Annotated in this window: 23 protein-coding genes and 1 tRNA gene; 11 read left to right on the top strand and 13 right to left on the bottom strand. The window is 71.8% G+C overall.

Annotated elements, in window-relative coordinates; translation table 11 throughout:
* The first annotated feature begins 7 nt into the window (after nt 1–7).
* The 3 genes from repSA to AB0398_RS17690 are packed head-to-tail and all read left to right on the top strand — an operon-like array spanning nt 8 to nt 2,747.
* Nucleotides 8–1,399: a replication initiator protein RepSA gene (gene repSA, locus AB0398_RS17700; RefSeq protein ID WP_366376054.1), complete on the top strand. Its 1,392-nt coding sequence runs from the start codon at nt 8–10 to the stop codon at nt 1,397–1,399.
* Nucleotides 1,396–1,587 (top strand): helix-turn-helix domain-containing protein, encoded by a 192-nt coding sequence (locus AB0398_RS17695; protein WP_366376053.1) that lies wholly within the window; start codon nt 1,396–1,398, stop codon nt 1,585–1,587. The genes repSA and AB0398_RS17695 overlap by 4 nt, the downstream gene beginning before the upstream one ends.
* The gene (locus tag AB0398_RS17690) at nt 1,587–2,747 is read left to right on the top strand and encodes a site-specific integrase (RefSeq protein ID WP_366376051.1); all 1,161 of its coding nucleotides are present in this window, start codon (nt 1,587–1,589) and stop codon (nt 2,745–2,747) included. The genes AB0398_RS17695 and AB0398_RS17690 overlap by 1 nt, the downstream gene beginning before the upstream one ends.
* A 76-nt stretch (nt 2,748–2,823) precedes the next feature.
* Here the strand turns inward: AB0398_RS17690 and AB0398_RS17685 are convergent.
* Nucleotides 2,824–2,900: transfer RNA gene (locus AB0398_RS17685), tRNA-Thr, on the bottom strand.
* 182 nt (nt 2,901–3,082) lie between these two features.
* Between AB0398_RS17685 and ugpC the strand changes: the two genes are divergently transcribed.
* The 3 genes from ugpC (at nt 3,083) to AB0398_RS17670 (ending at nt 5,683) form a co-directional block, all read left to right on the top strand.
* Nucleotides 3,083–4,180 (top strand): sn-glycerol-3-phosphate ABC transporter ATP-binding protein UgpC, encoded by a 1,098-nt coding sequence (gene ugpC, locus AB0398_RS17680; RefSeq protein WP_366376049.1) that lies wholly within the window; start codon nt 3,083–3,085, stop codon nt 4,178–4,180.
* A 224-nt stretch (nt 4,181–4,404) separates the two neighbouring features.
* Nucleotides 4,405–4,815: a hypothetical protein gene (locus AB0398_RS17675; protein WP_366376048.1), complete on the top strand. Its 411-nt coding sequence runs from the start codon at nt 4,405–4,407 to the stop codon at nt 4,813–4,815.
* A 151-nt stretch (nt 4,816–4,966) separates the two neighbouring features.
* Nucleotides 4,967–5,683: a nucleotidyltransferase family protein gene (locus AB0398_RS17670; protein WP_366376046.1), complete on the top strand. Its 717-nt coding sequence runs from the start codon at nt 4,967–4,969 to the stop codon at nt 5,681–5,683.
* A 90-nt stretch (nt 5,684–5,773) separates the two neighbouring features.
* Here AB0398_RS17670 and AB0398_RS17665 read toward each other — a convergent pair whose 3' ends face one another.
* The 6 genes from AB0398_RS17665 to AB0398_RS17640 all read right to left on the bottom strand — a co-directional run bounded on the left by AB0398_RS17665 (nt 5,774) and on the right by AB0398_RS17640 (nt 12,064).
* Nucleotides 5,774–7,372, bottom strand: coding sequence for a DoxX family membrane protein (locus AB0398_RS17665; RefSeq protein WP_366376044.1), 1,599 nt, complete (start codon nt 7,370–7,372; stop codon nt 5,774–5,776).
* Nucleotides 7,373–7,478: 106 nt separating this feature from the next.
* Complete coding sequence (gene rlmB, locus AB0398_RS17660; protein ID WP_366376042.1) at nt 7,479–8,435, bottom strand: 23S rRNA (guanosine(2251)-2'-O)-methyltransferase RlmB; 957 nt, start codon at nt 8,433–8,435, stop codon at nt 7,479–7,481.
* A 76-nt stretch (nt 8,436–8,511) separates the two neighbouring features.
* On the bottom strand, nt 8,512–9,909 hold the full coding sequence (gene cysS, locus AB0398_RS17655) for a cysteine--tRNA ligase (RefSeq protein WP_366376041.1): 1,398 nt from the start codon (nt 9,907–9,909) through the stop codon (nt 8,512–8,514).
* 73 nt (nt 9,910–9,982) lie between these two features.
* On the bottom strand, nt 9,983–10,489 hold the full coding sequence (ispF, locus tag AB0398_RS17650; protein ID WP_366376039.1) for a 2-C-methyl-D-erythritol 2,4-cyclodiphosphate synthase: 507 nt from the start codon (nt 10,487–10,489) through the stop codon (nt 9,983–9,985).
* Nucleotides 10,479–11,228 carry a 2-C-methyl-D-erythritol 4-phosphate cytidylyltransferase gene (ispD, locus tag AB0398_RS17645; protein ID WP_366376037.1) on the bottom strand — a complete coding sequence of 250 codons (750 nt, stop codon included), beginning with the start codon at nt 11,226–11,228 and terminating at the stop codon, nt 10,479–10,481. Before ispD ends, ispF begins: the two co-directional genes overlap by 11 nt.
* Before the next feature lie 353 nt (nt 11,229–11,581).
* The gene (locus AB0398_RS17640) at nt 11,582–12,064 is read right to left on the bottom strand and encodes a CarD family transcriptional regulator (protein WP_003953493.1); all 483 of its coding nucleotides are present in this window, start codon (nt 12,062–12,064) and stop codon (nt 11,582–11,584) included.
* Between the two features lie 627 nt (nt 12,065–12,691).
* Here AB0398_RS17640 and AB0398_RS17635 point away from each other — a divergent pair.
* Nucleotides 12,692–13,357, top strand: coding sequence for a DUF461 domain-containing protein (locus tag AB0398_RS17635; RefSeq protein WP_366376035.1), 666 nt, complete (start codon nt 12,692–12,694; stop codon nt 13,355–13,357).
* 133 nt (nt 13,358–13,490) lie between these two features.
* On the opposite strand, the gene AB0398_RS17630 is transcribed toward AB0398_RS17635, so the two are convergent.
* Together AB0398_RS17630 and AB0398_RS17625 are read right to left on the bottom strand one after the other, a co-directional pair.
* Nucleotides 13,491–14,171, bottom strand: coding sequence for a response regulator transcription factor (locus AB0398_RS17630; protein WP_017242433.1), 681 nt, complete (start codon nt 14,169–14,171; stop codon nt 13,491–13,493).
* A complete protein-coding gene (locus AB0398_RS17625) occupies nt 14,168–15,394 on the bottom strand; it encodes an ATP-binding protein (protein WP_366376033.1) in 1,227 nt (408 codons plus the stop codon). Before AB0398_RS17625 ends, AB0398_RS17630 begins: the two co-directional genes overlap by 4 nt.
* A 297-nt stretch (nt 15,395–15,691) precedes the next feature.
* Between AB0398_RS17625 and phoU the strand changes: the two genes are divergently transcribed.
* Entirely contained in the window at nt 15,692–16,372 is a 681-nt protein-coding gene (gene phoU, locus AB0398_RS17620) for a phosphate signaling complex protein PhoU (protein ID WP_366376032.1), read from the top strand.
* 110 nt (nt 16,373–16,482) lie between these two features.
* A complete protein-coding gene (locus AB0398_RS17615) occupies nt 16,483–16,635 on the top strand; it encodes a hypothetical protein (protein WP_366376031.1) in 153 nt (50 codons plus the stop codon).
* A 104-nt stretch (nt 16,636–16,739) separates the two neighbouring features.
* Here the strand turns inward: AB0398_RS17615 and AB0398_RS17610 are convergent, their stop codons facing one another.
* On the bottom strand, nt 16,740–17,225 hold the full coding sequence (locus AB0398_RS17610; RefSeq protein WP_366376030.1) for a GNAT family N-acetyltransferase: 486 nt from the start codon (nt 17,223–17,225) through the stop codon (nt 16,740–16,742).
* 100 nt (nt 17,226–17,325) lie between these two features.
* On the opposite strand from AB0398_RS17610, the gene AB0398_RS17605 reads away from it, so the two are divergent.
* Both AB0398_RS17605 and AB0398_RS17600 read left to right on the top strand, forming a co-directional pair.
* Nucleotides 17,326–17,820 (top strand): hypothetical protein, encoded by a 495-nt coding sequence (locus AB0398_RS17605; protein WP_366376028.1) that lies wholly within the window; start codon nt 17,326–17,328, stop codon nt 17,818–17,820.
* Between the two features lie 18 nt (nt 17,821–17,838).
* Nucleotides 17,839–18,960: an endonuclease NucS domain-containing protein gene (locus AB0398_RS17600; protein ID WP_366376026.1), complete on the top strand. Its 1,122-nt coding sequence runs from the start codon at nt 17,839–17,841 to the stop codon at nt 18,958–18,960.
* Nucleotides 18,961–19,038: 78 nt separating this feature from the next.
* Here the strand turns inward: AB0398_RS17600 and AB0398_RS17595 are convergent, their stop codons facing one another.
* From AB0398_RS17595 to AB0398_RS17585, 3 genes are all read right to left on the bottom strand, one after another.
* Nucleotides 19,039–19,488 (bottom strand): hypothetical protein, encoded by a 450-nt coding sequence (locus AB0398_RS17595; protein WP_366376024.1) that lies wholly within the window; start codon nt 19,486–19,488, stop codon nt 19,039–19,041.
* 82 nt (nt 19,489–19,570) lie between these two features.
* A complete protein-coding gene (locus AB0398_RS17590) occupies nt 19,571–20,308 on the bottom strand; it encodes a dienelactone hydrolase family protein (protein WP_366376420.1) in 738 nt (245 codons plus the stop codon).
* Nucleotides 20,309–20,504: 196 nt separating this feature from the next.
* Nucleotides 20,505–21,266 carry a phosphoglyceromutase gene (locus tag AB0398_RS17585; RefSeq protein WP_366376022.1) on the bottom strand — a complete coding sequence of 254 codons (762 nt, stop codon included), beginning with the start codon at nt 21,264–21,266 and terminating at the stop codon, nt 20,505–20,507.
* Nucleotides 21,267–21,290: the final 24 nt, after the last annotated feature.

Below are 21,290 nucleotides of genomic sequence, written 5' to 3'. Positions count from 1 at the left end.
ACCCATCATGGATCAGCGCACCGCCGCCACCGCGGCGGGCCTGGACCCGGCCACCCTCCACGACGTCCTCCGAGTCGCCGCCGCCCCCGACTTCGACCGCTGGCGGGACCAGGTGCACCGCACCGGCGGCTGCTCCGATCCCGTCCACCTGACCGGTTGGTCCCTCGCCAAGGACCGCACGTCCGGCGAGACCCTCCGTCGCTACTCCACGGAGGCCGAGCCCGGCGGCCGTCTCCGTGTCGCCTGCGGCAACCGCCGGGCCTCCCGCTGCCCCTCCTGCGCCCACACATACGCGGGGGACACGTACCACCTGATCCGGGCGGGCCTGGCCGGCGACGAGTCCAAGGACATCCCCGCGACCGTCCGCGACCACCCCCGGGTCTTCGCCACCCTCACCGCCCCGTCCTTCGGCCCCGTCCACAACCGGCCCGACCGCGGCGCCTGCCGCTGCGGCACCCGCCACCCGGAGAACGACCCCGCCCTGGGCACGGCGCTCGACCCCGAGTCATACGACTACGCCGGAGCCGTCCTCTTCAACAACCACGCCGGTCAACTCTGGCAGCGCTTCACCAACCGACTGCGCCGCGAGCTCGCCGCCCGTGCCGGGCTCACCCAGCGCGAGCTGAAGGACGCCTTACGGGTCTCGTACGGGAAGGTCGCCGAGTTCCAGAAGCGCGGCGCCATCCACTTCCACGCCGTGATCCGGCTCGACGGACCGGACGGCCCCGGCACCACCCCACCCTCGTGGGCCACTGCGCGACTGCTCGACGAATCGATCCGCGCCGCCGCCGTCCACGCGTACACGACCATCACCGTCCCGGCCGCCGGAGACCAGCCGCGCCGGCGGTTCCAGTGGGGCCGCCAGCTAGACATCCGCCCGGTCAAAGCATTCGGTGACGGCTCCGACATCACCGAGCAGGCCGTGGCCGCGTACGTCGCGAAGTACGCCACCAAGGCCGCCGAGACCACCGGCAGCCTCGACCGGCGGATCGGCAACCGGGAGATGCTCGACCTCTTGGACGTCGCCGACCACCCCCGCCGCCTCATCGAGGCCTGCCTCGACCTGGCCCCGCTCTACCCGGACCGCAAGCTCACCGCCTGGGCCCACATGCTTGGCTTCCGCGGCCACTTCTCCACCAAGTCCCGCCGCTACTCGACCACCCTCGGCGCCCTCCGTCAGATCCGCGCCGACTACCGCGCCGCCCAGGAACACCTCGACATCGACCCGGACACCGTGCTCGTCCTTGCCTCCTGGCAGTACGCGGGCCACGGTCACTCCCCCGGTGAGGCCGCCCTCGCCGCGACCATCTCGCGCGGAATTCAGCTCAACCGCCAGACCGCCCGCGAAGCCCTGCGCAACCAACACGCCCTGGGCGCCCCGGAAGGAGCCGCAGCATGACCACCGCCACCACCGACGAACTGCTGACCGTGCCCGAGGTCATGGCCCGGCTCAAGCTCGGACGCTCCACCGTCTACGACCTCATCCGATCGCGCCGCCTCACCTCGATCACCGTCGGCCGCGCCCGCCGCGTACCCGTCGACGCCGTGCGGGACTTCATCACCTACAAGATCGGGGAGGCCGCCTGATGGCCGCTCAGCGCAAGCGCAACCCGAACGGCGCCGGCACCATCACCCAGCGCAAGGACGGCCGCTTCCAGGCCGCCGTCTACGTCCTCCAACCCGACGGCACCCGCGCCCGCAAGTTCGCGTACGGCAAGACCTGGGCCGAGTGCGACGCCAAGCGCCGCGCGCTCCTCGACAAGGTCGCGAGCGGCACCCCCGTGCCAACCCGCTCGGCGAAGCTCGCCGAGTGGCTGACGTACTGGCTGGACAGCGTCGTCCAGCCCCGCCGCAAGCTCAGCACGTACGACAAGTACGAGGCGCACGTCCGCCTCTACCTCTCCCCCATGCTCGGCACGAAGCGGCTGGAGTCCCTGAGCGTCCCCGACGTCCGGCGCTTCCTGCTCCAGCTGGAGAAGAAGACCACTGCGGCCACTGCCAAGGAGTCCCACCGCGTGCTGCGTACGGCGCTCTCCGCCGCCTGCCGGGAGGAGCTGATCGTGCGAAACGTCGCCAAGCTCGTGGAACCGCCCAGGGCCGCCGTACGCGACCTCAGCCCGTGGTCCCTCGACGAAACGCTCGACTTCCTCGCCGCCGCCCGCCGGGACCCGCTGTACGCCGCCTTCGTGCTCGCCATCGCGATGGGGCTGCGCCGGGGCGAAATCGTCGGACTGCGCTGGAACGACATCGACCTGGAGAACCGCGTCCTCCTGGTCCGCCAGCAGGTCCAGCGGCGCCGCGGAGTGCTCTACAACGACGAGACCAAGGGACGTCGCTCCCGAGCGATCCCGCTCCCCGCCATGTGCCTGGCTCCCCTGCGCTGGCACCGGATGCGTCAGAAGGCGACGTACGAAGCGGCCGGTACGGAGTGGTCGGCCACGGGTTACGTCTTCGCCACCCGCACCGGTCGTCCCGTCGAGCCCCGCAACGTCCACCGCTCCTTCGTTCGCGTCAGCGAGGCGGCCGGCCTCCGGCTCATCCGGCTCCACGACGCCCGGCACGGCTGCGCGACGCTCCTCACCGCGGCCGGGGTCGCACCCCGCGTCGTGATGGAAATCCTCGGGCACAGCCAGATCAGTCTGACCATGGACGTGTACACCCACGTCGTCCAGGACACCCAGCGCGAGGCCATCAGCCACATGGACCGGCTCCTCAAGCGGAAGCAGCCAAGGTCCGACCGTCCCTGACCGTCGCCGTTGATGTCACCCGTAGATGTCAAAGACCCCCAACCAAGATCGGTTGGGGGTCTTCGCGTTTCCTACCTGGAGCCCCCTGTCGGGTTCGAACCGACGACCCCCGCTTTACAAGAGCGGTGCTCTGGCCAGCTGAGCTAAGGAGGCAGCCTGTGCAGTGTATCCAACGACGCTCCCGCGGTGGTCGGGAATCTCACGGGGCGGGGAGTGCTGACAGATCCCGCGCCGCCAGGTAGCGTCACCCGTGGTTCACCCAGGTGGACTAGACCTCAATCCTTCCTTTACTCGGATCGTCCGGCACGTTCCTGCCGGTGAAGGGACACATCACCATGGCTTCCGTCACTTTCGACAAGGCGACCCGGGTGTACCCCGGTGCCACCAAGCCCTCCGTCGACCAGCTCGACATCGAGATCGCCGACGGCGAGTTCCTCGTCCTCGTCGGGCCCTCCGGCTGCGGCAAGTCGACCTCCCTGCGCATGCTCGCCGGCCTGGAGGACGTCAACGGCGGCTCCATCCGCATCGGTGACCGCGACGTCACGCACCTGCCGCCCAAGGACCGGGACATCGCCATGGTGTTCCAGAACTACGCGCTCTACCCGCACATGTCCGTCGGCGACAACATGGGCTTCGCGCTCAAGATCGCTGGCGTCAACAAGGCCGAGATCCGCGCCAAGGTCGAAGAGGCCGCGAAGATGCTCGACCTCACCGAGTACCTCGACCGCAAGCCGAAGGCGCTCTCCGGCGGTCAGCGCCAGCGCGTCGCCATGGGCCGCGCCATCGTCCGCGAGCCGCAGGTCTTCCTCATGGACGAGCCGCTGTCGAACCTCGACGCCAAGCTCCGCGTCTCGACCCGTACGCAGATCGCGAGCCTCCAGCGCCGTCTGGGCATCACCACGGTCTACGTCACCCACGACCAGACCGAGGCCCTCACCATGGGCGACCGCGTCGCCGTCCTCAAGGACGGTCTGCTCCAGCAGGTCGACTCCCCGCGCAACATGTACGACAAGCCCGCGAACCTCTTCGTCGCCGGCTTCATCGGCTCCCCCGCCATGAACCTCGTCGAGGTCCCGATCACCGACGGCGGCGTGAAGTTCGGCAACAGCGTCGTCCCGGTCTCCCGCGACGCCATCGCCGCCGCCTCCGCCAACGGCGACACCACCGTCACCGTCGGCGTCCGCCCCGAGCACTTCGACGTCTCGGGCCCGACGAGCAAGGACGGCCTCGCCGTCACCGTGAACGTCGTCGAGGAGCTCGGCTCCGACGGCTTCGTCTACGGCTCCACCCGCGTCGGCGGCGAGGACAAGGACCTGGTCGTCCGCGTCGGCGGCCGCGACGTCCCCGCCAAGGGCTCCACCCTCCACGTCGTGCCCCGCGCCGGCGAGCTGCACGTCTTCTCCACCTCCACGGGCGCCCGCCTCAGCGACTGACCCGCAGGCGACGAGAACGGCCCCGCGTCCGGGTGGACGCGGGGCCGTTCGGCCATTCGGCTTTCCCCAAGGGGTTTACGGGGGAAAACCCCGGCATTCCGGGCCCGCACCCGCCCCGGGCCTCCCTCCCGCGTCAACACGGAATTCGAAAAGCCGCCTCGAACCATCCCCCGCGAGAGTGACTAAATGTCGCCATATCACTACCGCCCGCTACGCTCGCCTGCGTGACCCACTCTGCCCGCCGAATCGGCCGCTCCCTCGCCCTCGTCCTGCCCGTCGTCCTGGTGCTCTCGGGAACGCTCGCGGTGTCCGCCGTTCCGTGGGCCGGCCAGGACTCCGCGACCCAGCTGACGGCGTCCGCCAAGGACGTCTCCGTCCCGGCCAAGTCCCGTGCCCCGCAGGACGTCCTGCGCGACCAGCTCCTCGCCGAACTCCAGGCGAAGGACCCCGGCACCGCCCTCACGCACCTCCAGCGCGAGGTCGAGAACCGGCCCTCCCTCGCCCAGCACTGCATGTCGATCGCCCGCGACCTCGGCCGCGCCGCCGTCCAGCGCTACGGCGCCGCCCGCGCCCAGTCCTTCTCCCGCCCGGTCTGCGACACCTCGTACGCGACCGGCGTCATGCGCGCGAGCTGAGCCCCGGCACGGGGCGGCGAACCGAGCACGCCGCCCCACGCGCCGAACACGTCACGGGGCCGCCGCCTCGCGCCCGGCCCCTCACCGGGCCGCCGCGAGCCGCCGAGCCCGTGGCGCGGAGAGCGCACACCGGGCGCCTATCGTTCCCCGTATGCACTCCACTCCGACGCAGGCCGTGGTCCTGGCGGGCGGCCAGGGCTCGCGGCTGCGCCCCTACACCGACGACCGCCCCAAGCCGATGGTCGAGATCCCGGGCACCGGGACCCCGATCATCGGCCATCAGCTTTCCTGGCTGGCCGCCGAGGGCGTGACCCACGCCGTCGTCTCCTGCGGCCACCTCGCCGAGGTCCTCCAGGAGTGGCTCGCCACCGCCGACCTCCCCCTCGACGTGACCACGGTCGTCGAGAGCGAGCCCCTGGGCCGCGGCGGCGGCCTCAAGTACGCCGCCCGGCGCCTCCCCTCGCCCGACGAGCCCTGGTACGCCACCAACGGCGACATCTGGACCCGCTTCTCGCTGCGCGAGATGGCCGCCTTCCACGCCGAGCGCGACGCCCTCGCCACCCTCGCCCTGGCCCGCCCCCGCATCCCGTGGGGCGCCGTCGAGACCGACGCCTTCGGGCACATCACCGACTTCATCGAGGCGCCGCCGTCGCCGTTCCTCATCAACGCCGGCGTGTACGTCTTCTCCGCCGACTTCGCCGCGTTCCTGCCCGACCTCGGCGACCACGAGCGGACCACCTTCCCCCACCTCGCCCGCGAGCGGCGCCTGGCCGGCTTCCCGCTGCCCCAGGGGGCGTACTGGCGGGCCATCGACACCGCCAAGGACCTCACCGAGGCCGCCAAGGAGCTTGCCGCGCAGAGGGGCTGACACCCGACGGCACCCGGGCCCGGCATGCGGAAGGGCGGCCCCGCTTCATAGCGGGACCGCCCTTTCCTTGCTTGCCGTACGGACGCCCTCTCAGCCCAGCAGACCGCCGATCGGGTTCCGGGCGCCGCCGTCCCCGCCGCCCGACGTCGGGCCGCTCTCCGACGGCGTGCCCGTCGAGCCGGTCGAGCCCGTGGAGCCGCCGCCCGACGTGCCGCCCGTGCTGCTCGGGGTGTCGCTGGTGGACGGCGGGGGCTCCGGGTTCGACCGGGTGGGCGTACGGCCGGCGGAGCCGGTGCCGGCGCCCTGCGTGGCGGTCGGGCGCTGCTCCTGGGTGCGGGTGGACTCGCGGGTCGGCTCGCTCGTGCGCTCCGCCTCCCGGGTCCGCTCGCTCTTCGCCGGGGCCTCGGTCGTCTTCTCGGCGGTCGCGGCCGGCTTCGGCGTGTCGGACGCCGGCCGGGAGGGGACGTCGCCGCGCGGCTCCTGGAGCGGACGGCCGGGGAGGCGGTTGATCGGGTCGTCGTTGGGGCCCGGGACGGTGACCATCTCGGTGGAGCGGACCGCGCCGCCGAGGACGGAGCCGACGAGGAGGGTGAGGCCGACGACGACGGCGGCGAGGAGGGTGCCGCGGCGCAGCACCCGGCGGCGCAGGTCCAGGAGGTCGGCGCGGGGGCCGAGGGTCCGCCAGGCCTCCCCGGCGAGACGCCCGTCGAGCGAGTAGACGGGGGCGCCCGCCATGATCAGCGGCGTCCAGGCGGCCAGGTAGATGATGTCGGCGGAGTCGTAGACCGGGACGCTCTTCCAGCTGACGGTGAGCAGCAGCGCGGCGGAGAGCAGGGCGCCGACGACGGCGGCGACGCGCTGCCAGAGGCCGAGGATCGTGAGGACGCCGACGACGACCTGGAGGAAGGCGACGGTGAGTCCGGCGCCGACGGGGTGCTGGAGGGCGAAGTCGCGGAGCGGTTCGGCGAGGCCCCAGGGGTGGAGGGAGTTGAGCCACTTCACCATGGAGCCGCGCTCGCCGCCGTCGAAGTAGACGGGGTCGCAGAGCTTGCCCATGCCCGCGTAGACCGAGATGAGACCGAGGAAGACGCGGAGCGGGAGGAGGACGACGCCGAGGTTCATCCGGCGGCCGGGGTAGTAGGCGTGCCGGACGGAGTCCTGCCCGGCGCGCCGGTCGGTCCGGCCGGGACGCTCCTCCTCGGTGCCGTACGGCTCCTCCGGCTCGGGCCGCGGCTCGTACAGGTCGTCGTAGGCGCCCTCGGCGCGCCGCATCGGGGGCAGCAGCGGTCCGGCGGGCACCACGGGGGTGGGCATCGTGTCGCCGACGCGCGGGATCGCCTGCGTGGCGCCGGCGTCCTGGCCGCCGACCGGTTCGAGCGTGGCGACGGAGGACTCGCGCACCGCCTGGAGGAGGCCGGTCGCGCCCGGGGACGACTTCCCGGTCCACACGACGGGGCGCCGGCGCGGGCCGCCGCCCGCCCGGGCCGCGGCCCCGGCCGCGACTCCGGCACCGGACAGGGCCGCGGCGCGGGCGCCGGGCGCGAACCTCGGCTGCGGGGCCGGCGCGAGCCGCACACGGAAGCTGGCGTGGTTCACGATCACCTGGGCGGGATCGGAATCCACCTTGACCATGCTCAGCGGGGGCTGATCGTCGAACCCCGGCCGGGGCGTTCTGGTGTCCACACTCATCTAACCGAGTGATCCGGGTTTAGGACACTGCCTTGACGGGCCGCAAATGTCCGAGACCCGTCAAGATCACGCCACGGCCGGGGCCGGGGTACTTCTGTGGCCGGTGTCAGCCCCTGCGGCGGCGGGCCGCCTCGTACAGCACGACACCGGCGGCGACACCGGCGTTGAGCGACTCGGCGCCGCCCGGCATCGGGATGCGGACGAGGAAGTCGCAGGTCTCGCCGACGAGCCGGGACAGGCCCTTGCCCTCGGAGCCGACCACGATGACGACCGGACCGGAGAGGGCCTCCAGCTCGTGGACCTCGGTGTCCCCGTCGGCGGACAGGCCGACGACCGTGAGACCGGCCTTCTGGTACTGCTCCAGACAGCGGGTCAGGTTGGTGGCACGGGCGACCGGGGTGCGGGCGGCGGTGCCGGCCGAGGTCTTCCAGGCGCCGGCGGTCATGCCGGCCGCGCGCCGCTCGGGGACGACGACGCCGTGGCCGCCGAAGGCGGAGACGGAGCGGACGACGGCGCCGAGGTTGCGCGGGTCGGTGACGCCGTCGAGGGCGACGATCAGCGGGTCGTCGTGGTCGTCGAACGCGGCGGCGGCCAGGTCCTCGGGGTGCGCGTACTCGTACGGCGGGACCTGGAGGACGAGGCCCTGGTGGTTCAGGCCGTTCGTCATCCGGTCCAGCTCGGGGCGCGGCGCCTCCATGATGTGGATGTTGCCGCGGCCGGTGGCGAGGTTCAGGGCCTCGCGCACGCGCTCGTCGTTGTCGATGAACTGCTGGACGTACAGGGTCGTGGCGGGCACGCCGTCGCGCAGGGCCTCGAAGACCGGGTTGCGGCCGACGACCATCTCGGACTGACCCTTGCCGCCGCGGCGGGCGACGGGCTTGCGCTTGGCCGCCTGCCGTGCCATCGCGTTGGAGACGCGGAACGCCTTGTGGCCCTTGCGGTCCTCGGCCCTGGGCGTCGGGCCCTTGCCTTCGAGGCCCTTGCGCCGCTGGCCACCGCTGCCGACCGTCGCACCCTTCTTGTTCGACGTGCGGCGGTTCCTGCGCTGGCTGTTCCCGGCCATGACTACCTGTTTCCTCTGCTGACGTACGAAGTCTGTAACTGAAGTGTGCCGCCCGGAGGTCCGAGCGGCACGTCTTCTAACGGTTGCCCAGCGTCCAGCGGGGGCCGTCGGGGCTGTCCTCGATGGCGAGGCCGGACTGGTTGAGCTGGTCGCGGATCGCGTCCGCGGTCGCCCAGTCCTTCCGCTCGCGCGCCGACTCGCGCTGCTGGAGCACGAGCCGTACGAGGGTGTCGACGACGCCGTGGAGCTCCTCGCCGCCGCCGGACTCCTCGGCCCAGTGCGGGTCGAGGGGGTCCAGGCCGAGGACGCCGAGCATGGCGCGGACCTCGGCGAGGCGGGCGATGGCCTCGTCCTTGTCGTCCGCGGCGAGGGCGCTGTTGCCCTGGCGGACGGTGGTGTGGATGATCGCGAGCGCGTGCGGCACGCCCAGGTCGTCGTCCATGGCCTCGGCGAAGGCCGGCGGCACCTCGGCGGCGGGGGCGACGGGCGACCCGGCCTTCTCGGTGGCGCGCTGGACGAAGCCCTCGATGCGGGCGAACGCCGACTCGGCGTCGCGCAGGGACTCCTCGCTGTACTCGATCATCGAGCGGTAGTGCGGAGTGCCCAGGTAGTAGCGGAGGACGATGGGGCGCCAGTTCTTCACCATCTCGGACACCAGCACGCTGTTGCCGAGCGACTTCGACATCTTCTCGCCGCTCATGGTGACCCAGGCGTTGTGCACCCAGTACCGGGCGAACGCGTCGCCGAAGGCCTTGGCCTGGGCGATCTCGTTCTCGTGGTGCGGGAAGATCAGGTCGAGGCCGCCGCCGTGGATGTCGAAGGCGGAGCCCAGGTACTTGTGGGCCATCGCCGAGCACTCCAGGTGCCAGCCGGGACGGCCGCGGCCCCACGGGGTCTCCCAGTCGGGCTCGCCCGGCTTGGTCGCCTTCCACATGGCGAAGTCGCGCGGGTCGCGCTTGCCGGAGACGCCCTCGTCGGGCTGGCGCAGGTCGTCGATGTCCTGGTTGGACAGCTCCAGGTAGCCCGGGAAGGAGCGCACGTCGAAGTAGACGCTGCCGTCCGCCTCGTAGGCGTGGCCGCGCTCGATGAGCCCGCGCATCATCTCGATCATCTCGGGGACGTGCCCGGTGGCGCGCGGCTCGTAGGTGGGCGGCAGGCAGCCGAGCGCGTCGTAACCGGCGTTGAACGCGCGCTCGTTCTCGTATCCGATGGACCACCAGGGGCGGCCCTGGTCCGCCGCCTTGGCGATGATCTTGTCGTCGATGTCGGTGACGTTGCGCACGAACGTGACGTCGTAGCCGCGGTACTCGAACCAGCGGCGCATGATGTCGAAGTTCAGCCCCGACCGGATGTGCCCGATGTGCGGGGCCGCCTGGACGGTGGCGCCACAGAGGTAGATCGAGACACAGCCCGGTGCGAGCGGGGTGAAGTCACGGATCTGCCGGGCGCTGGTGTCGTACAGGCGAATAGTCACCCCTCCAGGGTAGTGGGCGTGTGGTGGTGCCCCGCGACCTATTCCCGGCCACGGGGCACGTTTTTCGTCGCCCCTACTGCTGTACGGGGTAGACGAGGGCGGTCGCCAGCGCGGCGAGGCCCTCGGCGCGGCCGGTGAGGCCGAGGCCGTCCGTGGTGGTGCCGGAGACGGAGACCGGCGCTCCGGCCGCCTCGCTCAGCGCCTTCTGCGCCTCGTCGCGCCGCTTGCCGACCTTGGGGCGGACGCCGACGACCTGCACGGCGATGTTCCCGATCTCGTACCCCTCGGCGCGGACGATCCGGGCGGCCTCGGCGAGCAGGGTGGTGCCGGAGGCGCCGGACCACTCGGGGCGCGAGGTGCCGAAGTGGGCGCCGAGGTCGCCGATGCCAGCGGCGGAGAAGAGCGCGTCGCAGGCGGCGTGGGCGGCGACGTCGCCGTCGGAGTGCCCGGCGAGTCCGTACCCGTCGCTCTCGGAGGCCTCCCAGAGGAGGCCCGCGCACCAGAGTTCGCGGCCCTTCTCGAAGGCGTGGACGTCGGTGCCGATGCCGGTGCGGGGAAGGTTCATCGGCTCAGAAGCCATCGTTGGCCCTCCTGCGGGCGAGTACGGCCTCGGCGAGGACGAGGTCGAGGGGGCGGGTCACCTTGAAGGCCTCTTCGTGGCCGGGCACGACGACGACGGGCGCGCCGAGCATCTCGACCATGCCGGCGTCGTCGGTGGCGCCCTCTCCGGTGAGGGCGACGGTGGCGTGGGCGTTCACCAGGGTGTCCCGGTCGAAGCCCTGCGGGGTCTGGACCGCGCGGAGGCGGGCGCGGACCGGGGTGGCGACGACCTGCTCGGGGTCGCCGGGCCTCTCCGCCGGCTCGACCTCCTTGACGGTGTCGGCCACGGGCAGCGCGGGGACGACGGCGACGGCCCCGTCCCGTACGGCCTCGACGACGGCGTCCACGGTGTCGACGGGGACGAGCGGGCGGGCCGCGTCGTGGACGAGGACGGCGGTGATGCCCTCGGGGAGCGCTTCGAGGCCGAGTCGCACGGACTCCTGGCGGGTCTCGCCGCCGGGCACGACCAGGTAGTCGGTGCGCTCGGGGAGGGCGTGGGCGTCGAGCAGGTTCTTGACCTCGGCGGCGCCGTCGGGGGGCGCGACCACGACGACGAGCGAGACCGCGCGGGAGGCGGCCATCGCGCGGACGGCGTGGACGAGCATGGGGGTGCCGTTCAGCGCGCGCAGCGCCTTGGGGGCGCCCGGGCCGAGGCGTACGCCCCGTCCGGCCGCCGGGATCACGACGGCGGTACGGATGGGACGCGCTTCGTCTGACATCGGTTGCACTCCGGCAGGTTTGTTTCCGCGGCCGACATGGGTATGGCACTCACCGTGCCGGACGCTCCGCCTTGACCGGGCCCTTTCCGTGACGACGGTCGAGGCGTTGCCGCCCAGCACAGGGGGTTCGGACGGGGCGGGGATTCCCGGCGCATCGGGCTGTTCCGTGTGGGCAGGCCCGTGCGGAGGGGTCCGTGCGGGAAGCGGGAAAGCCGCGTCCGAGAAGTAGGAGTACGTGGGTAAGCGAACATGCCGCAGCGCCCGACGACAGCACTGTGTGGATCACAGCGCGCCAGCGGGCACCGCGGCATCGCTTCACTTGAGGAACGCGTTCCGGTGTGGCCGGATCACGCTCAGGACGCGAGGACCTCGTCGAGGAGAGCCTCGGCCTTGTCCTCGTTCGTGTTCTCCGCGAGGGCCAGCTCGCTTACCAGGATCTGCCGGGCCTTGGCGAGCATGCGCTTCTCACCTGCGGAGAGACCCCGCTCGCGCTCGCGCCGCCACAGGTCGCGCACCACTTCGGCGACCTTGATGACGTCGCCGGAGGCGAGCTTCTCGAGGTTTGCCTTGTAGCGACGGGACCAGTTCGTCGGCTCCTCGGCGTACGGCGCGCGCAGCACCTCGAAGACCCGGTCCAGCCCGTCCTGCCCGACCACGTCGCGGACCCCGACGAACTCCGCGTTGTCCGCCGGCACGCGGACCGTCAGGTCACCCTGCGCGACCTTGAGCACCAAGTAGGTCTTGTCCACGCCTTTGATCTGGCGAGTTTCGATGGCCTCGATCAGCGCGGCCCCGTGATGGGGATAGACCACGGTGTCGCCAACCTTGAACGTCATGTGACAGGTACCCCTTCCGTGGCTATCCAGAGTAACACGGATTCGGCTTCTTCTGAATGGCGTTTTCGCAGGTCAGGGCATATCTCGGGGCTTGACAACAGCGACGCGGGCGTGCTGCGGAGGGCTTCCGGAAGGGGGTATTCGCAGGTCGGAGCGGCTGTACGGACGGAGAGAAACGCGCACGTTACACCTACCCGGGCCTCCGTGACGAGGGGGTGATGTCCCGTTTTGTCGGGTTCGGAGTGGCCTTCTTCACGTACTCCGTTCGAGGATCGGTCACTCGTACGGATGCATCCCGGGGTGATTCCCGAAATTGATCAGCCGAGAGCGGCCGAGATCGTCCGAGATCGGTCCGGGATTTCCCGGAGGGGCGGCTCCGGGGAATGCGGGGCACCCTCGAATTGATCAAGGCGGTTATGTGAACAACAGGTCAATGGGTTGTGATCCGGCCACGCGGCGGGATGCCGTCCCGGGCGCCGCGGACCCGGCCGTGATCCGCCGGACATCCCCTAGGGGCGGGTCGGGTGCGGGACGGAGAGTGCGGCTCGGTAACCTAAGCGCGCCGACACGCCTTTAGTTGGCTTTGACACCCAAACCCGTCCGTACGTCCTAGGAGATGCCGCCGCCGTGAGCCGCAGCCTTCGACGCGGCGTCCTCGCCGCCACCGCCCTCGTGTTCTCCGTCGCCGCGCTGTCCGCCTGTGGGGCGGGCAACGACGCGCAGACGCTCGGCGTCCGGCCCGACAACGCCGCCGTCACCGTGGACGACGTCAAGATCCAGAACGCCCTGGTCATCACCCAGCCCGAGATCGGCGTCAAGGGTCCGGCGGCCGTATCGGCCACGGTCTTCAACAACGGCTCCCAGCCGCAGACCCTCGACGCCATCACCCTGCCGGGTTCGAGTGCGACCGTGAAGCTGACGGCGGCCGGCCGCTCCGGCGCGATCACCGTCCCGGCCAACGGCTCCGTCGTCATCGGCGGCGCGGGCAACGCCACCGCCGTGATCGAGAACGGCACCGAGTCCGCCCGCCTCGGCGACGCGCAGAAGGTCGTCTTCAAGCTGAGCCGGACCGGCGAGGTGGCCCTGGAGGCCTTCGTCGTCCCCGCGGACAGCTACTTCAAGGAGTTCGGCCCGGAGGTCGTCCCCGCTCCCCCGGGCGCCACGCCGACCGCCTCGGCGTCCCCGTCGGGCGAGGCCGGTCACGGCTCGGAGCACGGCGAGGAGGGCGCCGGGCACGGCGCCGAGGGCTCCGCGACGCCGTCGGGCGAGGCGAGCCACGAGGCCGGTCACTGACCCTCGTACGCACGTGAGAGGGGCGCCCCCCACCAGGGGGGCGCCCCTCTCACGTATTCGTACGGCGGGTCTCTACGGCTCGAACTTGTGGCCCGGGCCCCGGACCGTCACCAGGTGGCGCGGGGCGCCCGTTCTACGGCTCGAACTTGTAGCCCAGGCCCCGGACCGTCACCAGGTAGCGCGGGGCGCCCGGGTCCGGCTCGATCTTGGCGCGCAGGCGCTTGACGTGGACGTCGAGGGTCTTGGTGTCGCCGACGTAGTCCGCGCCCCACACCCGGTCGATGAGCTGCATGCGGGTCAGCACGCGGCCCGCGTTGCGCAGCAGCATCTCCAGGAGGTCGAACTCCTTCAGGGGCAGGTCGACCTTGCCGCCGGAGACCGTCACCACGTGCCGGTCGACGTCCATGCGGACCGGGCCGGCCTCCAGGGCCGCCGGGGTGACCTCCTCCGGCTCGCCGCGGCGGCGCAGCACCGCGCGGATGCGGGCGACCAGCTCCCGCGAGGAGAAGGGCTTGGTCACGTAGTCGTCGGCCCCTATCTCCAGGCCGACGACCTTGTCGATCTCGCTGTCCTTGGCGGTCACCATGATCACCGGGACGTTCGAGCGGCCGCGCAGCTGGCGGCACACCTCGGTACCGGGAAGGCCCGGAAGCATCAGGTCGAGGAGGACGAGGTCGGCTCCGTTGCGCTCGAACTCGTCGAGGCCATCGGGCCCGGTCGCCGCGACGGCGACCTCGAAGCCCTCTTTGCGGAGCATGTACGACAGGGCGTCGCTGAAGGATTCCTCATCCTCGACGACGAGCACTCGGGTCACGGAAGGACCTCCGGGGCGGGAAGCGGTTCGGTCATGAGATCGGGGGTGGGGGAGGCGGGCCGGCGGTCCCGTGCGGAGCCCGCCTCGGGCAGCCGCAGGGTGAAGGTGGAGCCCTGACCCTCGGTGCTCCAGACGGTGACCTCCCCGCCGTGCGAGGCGGCCACGTGCTTCACGATGGCGAGGCCCAGGCCCGTGCCGCCGGTGGCACGGGAGCGGGCGGGGTCGACGCGGTAGAAGCGCTCGAAGACGCGCTCCTTGTCCTTGTCGGGGATGCCGATGCCCTGGTCGGTGACGGCTATCTCGATGAGGTCGCCGCCGGGCGCGGCGATCTTGCGGGCCGCGATGCCGACGCGGGTGTGGGCCGGTGAGTAGTTGACGGCGTTCTCGACGAGGTTGCCGAGGGCGGCGGCGAGCTGGCCGCGGCTGCCCCAGACGTGCAGTCCGGCCGAGCCCCCGGAGGCCATCGTGATCTGCTTGGTGGTGGCGGTGTGCCGGGAGCGGTCGATCGCCTCGGCGACCAGCTCGTCCACGGACACCGGCTCGGAGTCCTCCAGCGGATCGTCGTTCTGCACGCGGGAGAGGTCGATCAGCTCCTGTACGAGGTTGGTGAGACGGGTCGCCTCGATCTGCATCCGGCCGGCGAAGCGGGTGACCGCCTCGGGGTCGTCCGAGGCGTCCATGACCGCCTCGGAGAGCAAGGAGAGCGCGCCCGTGGGCGTCTTCAGCTCATGGCTGACGTTGGCGACGAAGTCCCTCCGCACCGCCTCGATGCGCCGGGCCTCGGTGAGGTCCTCGACCAGGAGCAGTACGAGCCGGGAGCCCAGCGGGGCGACCCGGGCGGAGACGGCGAGGGCCTCGCCGCGTCCGGTGCCGCGCCGGGGCAGGTCCAGTTCGACCTGCCGTATCTCTCCGTCGCGGCGGGTGTCGCGGGCCATGTTGAGCATGGGCTCGACGGCCAGCTTGCCGCCGCGGACCAGACCGAGCGCGTACGCCGCCGAGCTGGCCTTCACCACGGAGTCGCTCTCGTCGAGGACGACGGCGGAGGAGCGCAGTACGGACAGCACGGTGTCGACGCCGGGCGGGAGCACGGCGTCGGTGTGCAGCGAGGTACGGGTGGGTCGCGTCTGGTCGCGTTCGCTCCAGCGGAACGCCAGCACGGCGATCACGCCGGTGCACACGCCGGCGATCGCTGCCAATGCGGCGACCGCCGCGTTCACGTCCATGCCCCAAGGTTATGCGGGCTTCCGGACACTCTCCCAGCCGTCCGAGTGGCTGCTCGAACAGTCGTCGCCCAGAGTTCACCGTGGAGACCCGGCCGGTTCACTTGTCCCGGGGGGCGCGGTGGCGTGCGTCGCCCAGAGTTCACCTGGGGGACGGGGGCGGTTCACACGAGGGGGTGGAGCCGGACGCGTAGGGGGCCGAACGTGGGAGCGTGGGGTTCGGACCCCACCCGTACCCCGGGGCCTCCGGAGCCCCCAGAGCCTCCGGAGCTTTGCAGCTTTGCGTAGAGAGGGACATCCATGCGGGACGCGTACCACGAGGAACTGGACTCGATCGGAGAGAGCCTGGTCGAGATGGCCCGGCTCGTCGGGTCGGCGATCGGGCGCGCCACGACGGCGATGCTCGACGCGGACCTGAAGCTCGCGGAGAGCGTGATCGCGGCGGACCAGAAGGTCGACGACCTCCAGCACGACCTGGAGGCGCGGGCGATAGCACTGCTCGCCCGCCAGCAGCCGGTGGCGACGGACCTGCGGATCGTGGTGACCTCGCTGCGGATGAGCGCCGACCTGGAGCGCTCGGGCGACCTGGCGCAGCACGTCGCGAAGCTGGCGCGGCTGCGGTTCCCGGAGGCGGCGGTGCCGCGGGACCTGCACGCGACCATCCTGGAGATGGGGCAGCTCGCGCAGCGCCTGATGGCGAAGGCGGCGGAGGTCATCATCACGAAGGACGTCGACCTGGCGCTCCAGCTGGAGCAGGACGACGACGAGATGGACCTGCTGCACCGGACGCTGTTCCGGCACCTGATGGACGACCGGTGGAAGCACGGCATCGAGACGGCGGTGGACGTGACGCTGCTCGGCCGGTACTACGAGCGGTTCGCGGACCACGCGGTGTCGGTGGCGAAGCGGGTGGTGTACCTGGTGACGGGCGAGCACGCGGACGACCTCCAGGCGGCGGACGCGCCGGTGGAGGGCGCGTAGGTCCTGCGGGGGGCGCGTGGTCGCACGGACTCCGGTGCGCCGTTGATGCGCCGGTGCGGGTGGGCATGCAATGGGGGGAGGCGATCCGCGCCTCGAAAGGGAGGGACCCCATGGCCGATTCCCCGATGACGACCGACTCCGGGACGGAGCCGCCGCGCGAGGCGGTCCTGCTGCCCGTCCTCGGCGCCTGCGGCTGCGGCTCGGGCTGCGGCTGCGGCTGCCAGTCGGGCGGGCCGTGCCAGTGCGGGGGCTGCTCGGGCTGACGCGGACGGGAACCTGCGCGTGCGGGTTCACGCGTGCGGGTTCACGCGTGCGGGTTCACGCGTACGGGAGGGGTGCGGCTTGCCGCACCCCTCCCTCTCTTTCCTTACAGGTCGAGCACGCCGACGACCTGCTGTCCGCTCGTCTCCCCGGTGGTGCGGAATCCGAGCCGGCGGTAGAACGCGCCGGGCCCGTCGTCGCCGGGCTGCCAGGTCACGTACATCCGCCGCACACCGCGCCGCCGCAGTTCGTCGGCGACGGAGAGGACGGCGAAGCGCCCGTACCCCTCGCCCTGCGCGTCGGCGGAGATGTTGAGCCGCCAGAGGCCGCTGCGCCGGTCGCCGGGGTCCTCCTCGCTCCACGGGAGGTCGAGGAAGGCCATGAGGAACCCGACGAGCCGCTCCCCGTCGAGGATCAGCCGGGGCCAGGCGGCCTCGCCGAAGGCGTAGGCCTCGGCGAGGGACCGCACGACGGGCGCGACGTTCCGCTCCTGGTGGGGGTGGACGCGGAGGTCGAGGGTGGCGTCAACGGTGGCGGGGGTGACCTGCTCCAGGCGGAGTGACGTACCGGGGGTGCCGGGGGCGCTGCTCATGATGCGGACGCTAGCGGGGGCGTACGGATCCGTCGTCCGATTTACGCTCCTCCGATCGATGCCCCCCCGCGCGTGTCCTCCCGTACGCCAGAATGCGCCCATGCCGATACGCCGTGCTCCGCTCGTCGCCACCGCCGCCGTGGGCGCGGTGTCGCTCCTCTCCGGCTGCACGGTGCCGATCGCGGGCGTCGCGGGGGTGACGGTGGGGAGGGACGGTTCGCCGGTCGGGGTGATCGCGATGTGCGAGGAGCACGTCGACGGGGCGACGCTGTACGCCGACGCCGAGGACCCCGAGGCGCAGAAGGACCTGGGCGTCTGGAGGCACGGCGCCCCGCTCACCGGCCTCATCACCTGGTCCCTGGCCTCCCCCGGCGACGGATGGACCGTGGAGAAACCGTTCGGGCGACTGGCGCCCGGGCAGGTGTACAGGTTGTACGGCTGGACCGAGGACGACTCCTGGTCGACTTCCGGCGTCTCGTTCACGACGAAGGACCTGGAGCTCCTGACCCCCGGTCAGGTGCGGTACGGGTCGGACGACATGGTCGGGACGGTGCCGCTGGAGGACTTCCGGGAGAAGGCCTGCGAGGAGTTCTGAGCGAAGGGAAGCGCACGCATGCCGCTGGAATTCGGACTGTGGCGGGTGGACGACAAGCCCGTACGGGTCGTCACGCGGCCGATGCCGCTGGAGTCCCGGCTCGAAGGGCTGATCGAGGCGGATCCGGAGATCCTGGGGACACCGCTGATGCTGATCGGCCGTCAAGTACCGAATTCGCACGGGAAGTTCGTGGACCTGCTCGGCATGGACGCCGAGGGGAGCCTGCACGTGCTCGAACTCAAGCGGGACCGCACGCCCCGTGACGTGGTCGCGCAGCTCCTCGACTACGGCTCCTGGGTCCAGGAGCTGTCCAACGAGCAGGTGCGCGACATCTACGGCGCGTACGCCCGCGAGCGAAACCTGCCGGAGGAGCTGGACGAGGCCTTCGCGCTGCGGTTCGGCGGCAGCCCGCCGGAGGCCCTGAACTCCACCCACTCCCTGACGATCGTCGCGAGCGAGGTCGACGCGGCGACGGAGCGGATCGTCGGCTATCTGGCCTCCGGGTTCCAGGTGCCGGTCAACGTCCTCTTCTTCCGGTACTTCGAGGACGAGGGGCGCTCCTATCTGGCGCGCACCTGGCTGATCGACGACGCGGAGGCGGCGGCGCCGTCGGCGGGGGCGAAGGCGCGCGGAAAGCAGGAACCCTGGAACGGGACGGACTGGTACGTCTCGTTCGGCGACGAGCGCGAGGGCCGGAGCTGGGACGACGCGCGCCGCTACGGCTTCGTGTCGGCCGGCGGCGGGGAGTGGTTCTCCCGCACGATCCGCTCCCTGCCGGTCGGCGCGCGCGTGTTCACCCACATCCCGAAGGTCGGGTACGTGGGGGTCGGCACGGTGTCGGGCGAGGCGCAGCCCTTCGAGGACGCCCTCCTCACCGTGGACGGCGAGGAGCGCCGCATGGCCGAGCTGCCCTTGACGGGCGCGTACCGTCCGGCCGGGCCGGACGCGCCGCAGGACGGGGAGGACCGGCGCGAGTGGGTCGTCCCGGTCACGTGGGAACGCGCCGTACCCCGCGAGCGGGCCCTGTGGCGTCCGGGCTTCTTCGCCAACCAGAACTCCGCCTGCAAGCTCCGCGCCCGCTTCACGCTCGACGAGGTCTCCCACCACTTCGGCGTCGCCGACGGTCCTGGCGGGGCCTGACCGGAATCGGGCTTTCCGTCGACGGAACGGTCACCGCCGCCGCCCTTCGGCGTCGTCACTCGGTGAGGTACTCACCGCTCAACCGGCTGTCACGGGTGTCTCGTCGCGGTGACGCTCGGTCTTCTTCGGGCCATCCGCCGGGGCCGTCCGTGCGGATGAGGATGCCGGGTCGTCCGGATCGAGCTCGCCCGTGTGGTGGTTCGGCCAGAAGGCCCGGCGGGTGCGCGGCAGAGGCACCTCGACGAGCCGGCCGTCGTGGATCATCCACAGGCCGAAGCACTCGTCCTCCTCGTCGTGCACCAGTACCTGCACCGAGTGCGGTGACGGCCAGGGCAACGATTCGAGGTGCTCAAGCAGTCCGATCCACCGGCACCGCCGCACGAACTCGATGGCCCAGCCGCCGAACATGCCGTGGCCGATGTCGGTGAAACATCCCGACCACTTCCGGCTGTCGTCCGGCCGGGTCAGCGGCTCCATGACCTCTTCCGCACCGCACGCCAGCACGATGACTTCGGCGAACCTGCTCATGCGGGAGTATGGCCGGCCGCCGGGACGGAACGGCAACCGGATTCTCGACGGGCCCACGGCGGGGCGCGGCCGGGTGGCCGGGTCACGCCCCCGGATCCCCCGTCACCGGCAGGCACTCGGCGAGCAGGTCGACGACGTCGCGCCAGGCTCGCCGCGCGTGCCGGGGGTGGTGGCCGACGCCGGGGACCGTGGGGTGGTCGACCGGCGGGTGGTGGAAGGCGTGCAGGGCGCCGCCGTAGACCGTGAGGCGCCAGTCGACGCCCGCGGCCTGCATCTCGGCGGTGAACGCCTCCCGTTGCGCAGGCGGCATGATCGGGTCCTCCGACCCGACCCCGGCCCACACCGGGCAGCGGATCCGCGCCGCCTCGCCCGGACGGCCCGTCGTGGTCGCGTTGACCGTCCCGATCGCGCGCAGGTCGACGCCGGCGCGCCCGAGTTCCAGCCCGACGGCGCCCCCGGTGCCGTAGCCGACGACGGCGATCCGGTCGGGGTCGGCCCTCGGTTCGGCGCGCAACACGTCGAGTGCCGCACGGCCGATGCCCCGCATCCGGTCGGGGTCGGCGAGCAGCGGCAGACAGCGGGCCAGCATCTCCTCGGGGTCGCCCAGATAGCGCCCGCCGTGAAGGTCGAAGGCCAGCGCTACGTATCCCAGCTCGGCGAGGGCGTCGGCCCGGCGGCGCTCGACGTCGCTGAGCCCCATGCCCTCCGGTCCGAGCAGCACCGCGGGCCGGCGGCCGTCACCGGCCGGTAGCGCGAGGTGCCCGACCATCGTCAGACCGTCCGCCGGGTACGCGACCGTACGCGTCGTGATTGTCGTGATCGTCGTCATGGGGCGGGACTGTAGTGAGCGTCCGGCCCGGTCCGGTCGCCGTTCCGCCACCGGCGGAACGGCGCGCGTGTCCTTCGTGTCCCTCGTGTCCCTCTGAGACACGGGGCCGACGGCGCATGGACGGCCCACGGAACGCGTCAGCCCCCCGCCGGCGGAGAATCCGCGGGCGGGGGGCCGATCACGCGGGCTACTTCTTCTTGCCCTGGTTCTTCACGGCCTCGATCGCCGCGGCCGCCGCCTCCGGGTCGAGGTACGTGCCGCCCGGGTTGAGGGGCTTGAAGTTCTCGTCGAGCTCGTAGACGAGGGGGATGCCGGTCGGGATGTTGAGGCCCGCGATGTCGGCGTCCGAGACGTCGTCCAGGTGCTTGACCAGGGCGCGGAGGCTGTTGCCGTGGGCGGCGACCAGGACCGTGCGGCCGGTGAGGAGGTCCGGGACGATGTTGTCGTACCAGTACGGGAGCATCCGCTCGACGACGTCCTTCAGGCACTCCGTGCGCGGGCGGAGCTCCGGCGGGATCGTCTGGTAGCGGGCGTCGTGCGCCTGCGAGTACTCGCTGTCGTCCGACAGCGGCGGCGGCGGGGTGTCGTACGAGCGGCGCCACAGCATGAACTGCTCCTCGCCGAACTCGGCGAGCGTCTGCGCCTTGTCCTTGCCCTGGAGCGCACCGTAGTGGCGCTCGTTCAGGCGCCAGGAGCGGTTCACCGGGATCCAGTGGCGGTCCGCCGACTCGAGGGCGAGCTGCGCCGTGCGGATGGCGCGCTTCTGGAGGGAGGTGTGCAGCACGTCGGGCAGCAGGCCGGCGTCCTTGAGCAGCTCGCCGCCGCGCGTCGCCTCCTTCTCGCCCTTCGCGGTGAGGTTCACGTCCACCCATCCGGTGAACAGGTTCTTCTCGTTCCACTCGCTCTCGCCGTGGCGGAGGAGGATCAGCTTGTACGGTGCGTCGGCCATGCGTACGAGCCTAATCGACCTCTG

Source organism: Streptomyces sp. NPDC086147 (assembly GCF_040702165.1).
Lineage (GTDB): Bacteria > Actinomycetota > Actinomycetes > Streptomycetales > Streptomycetaceae > Streptomyces.
This window is presented reverse-complemented; position numbering and strand designations above follow the sequence as displayed.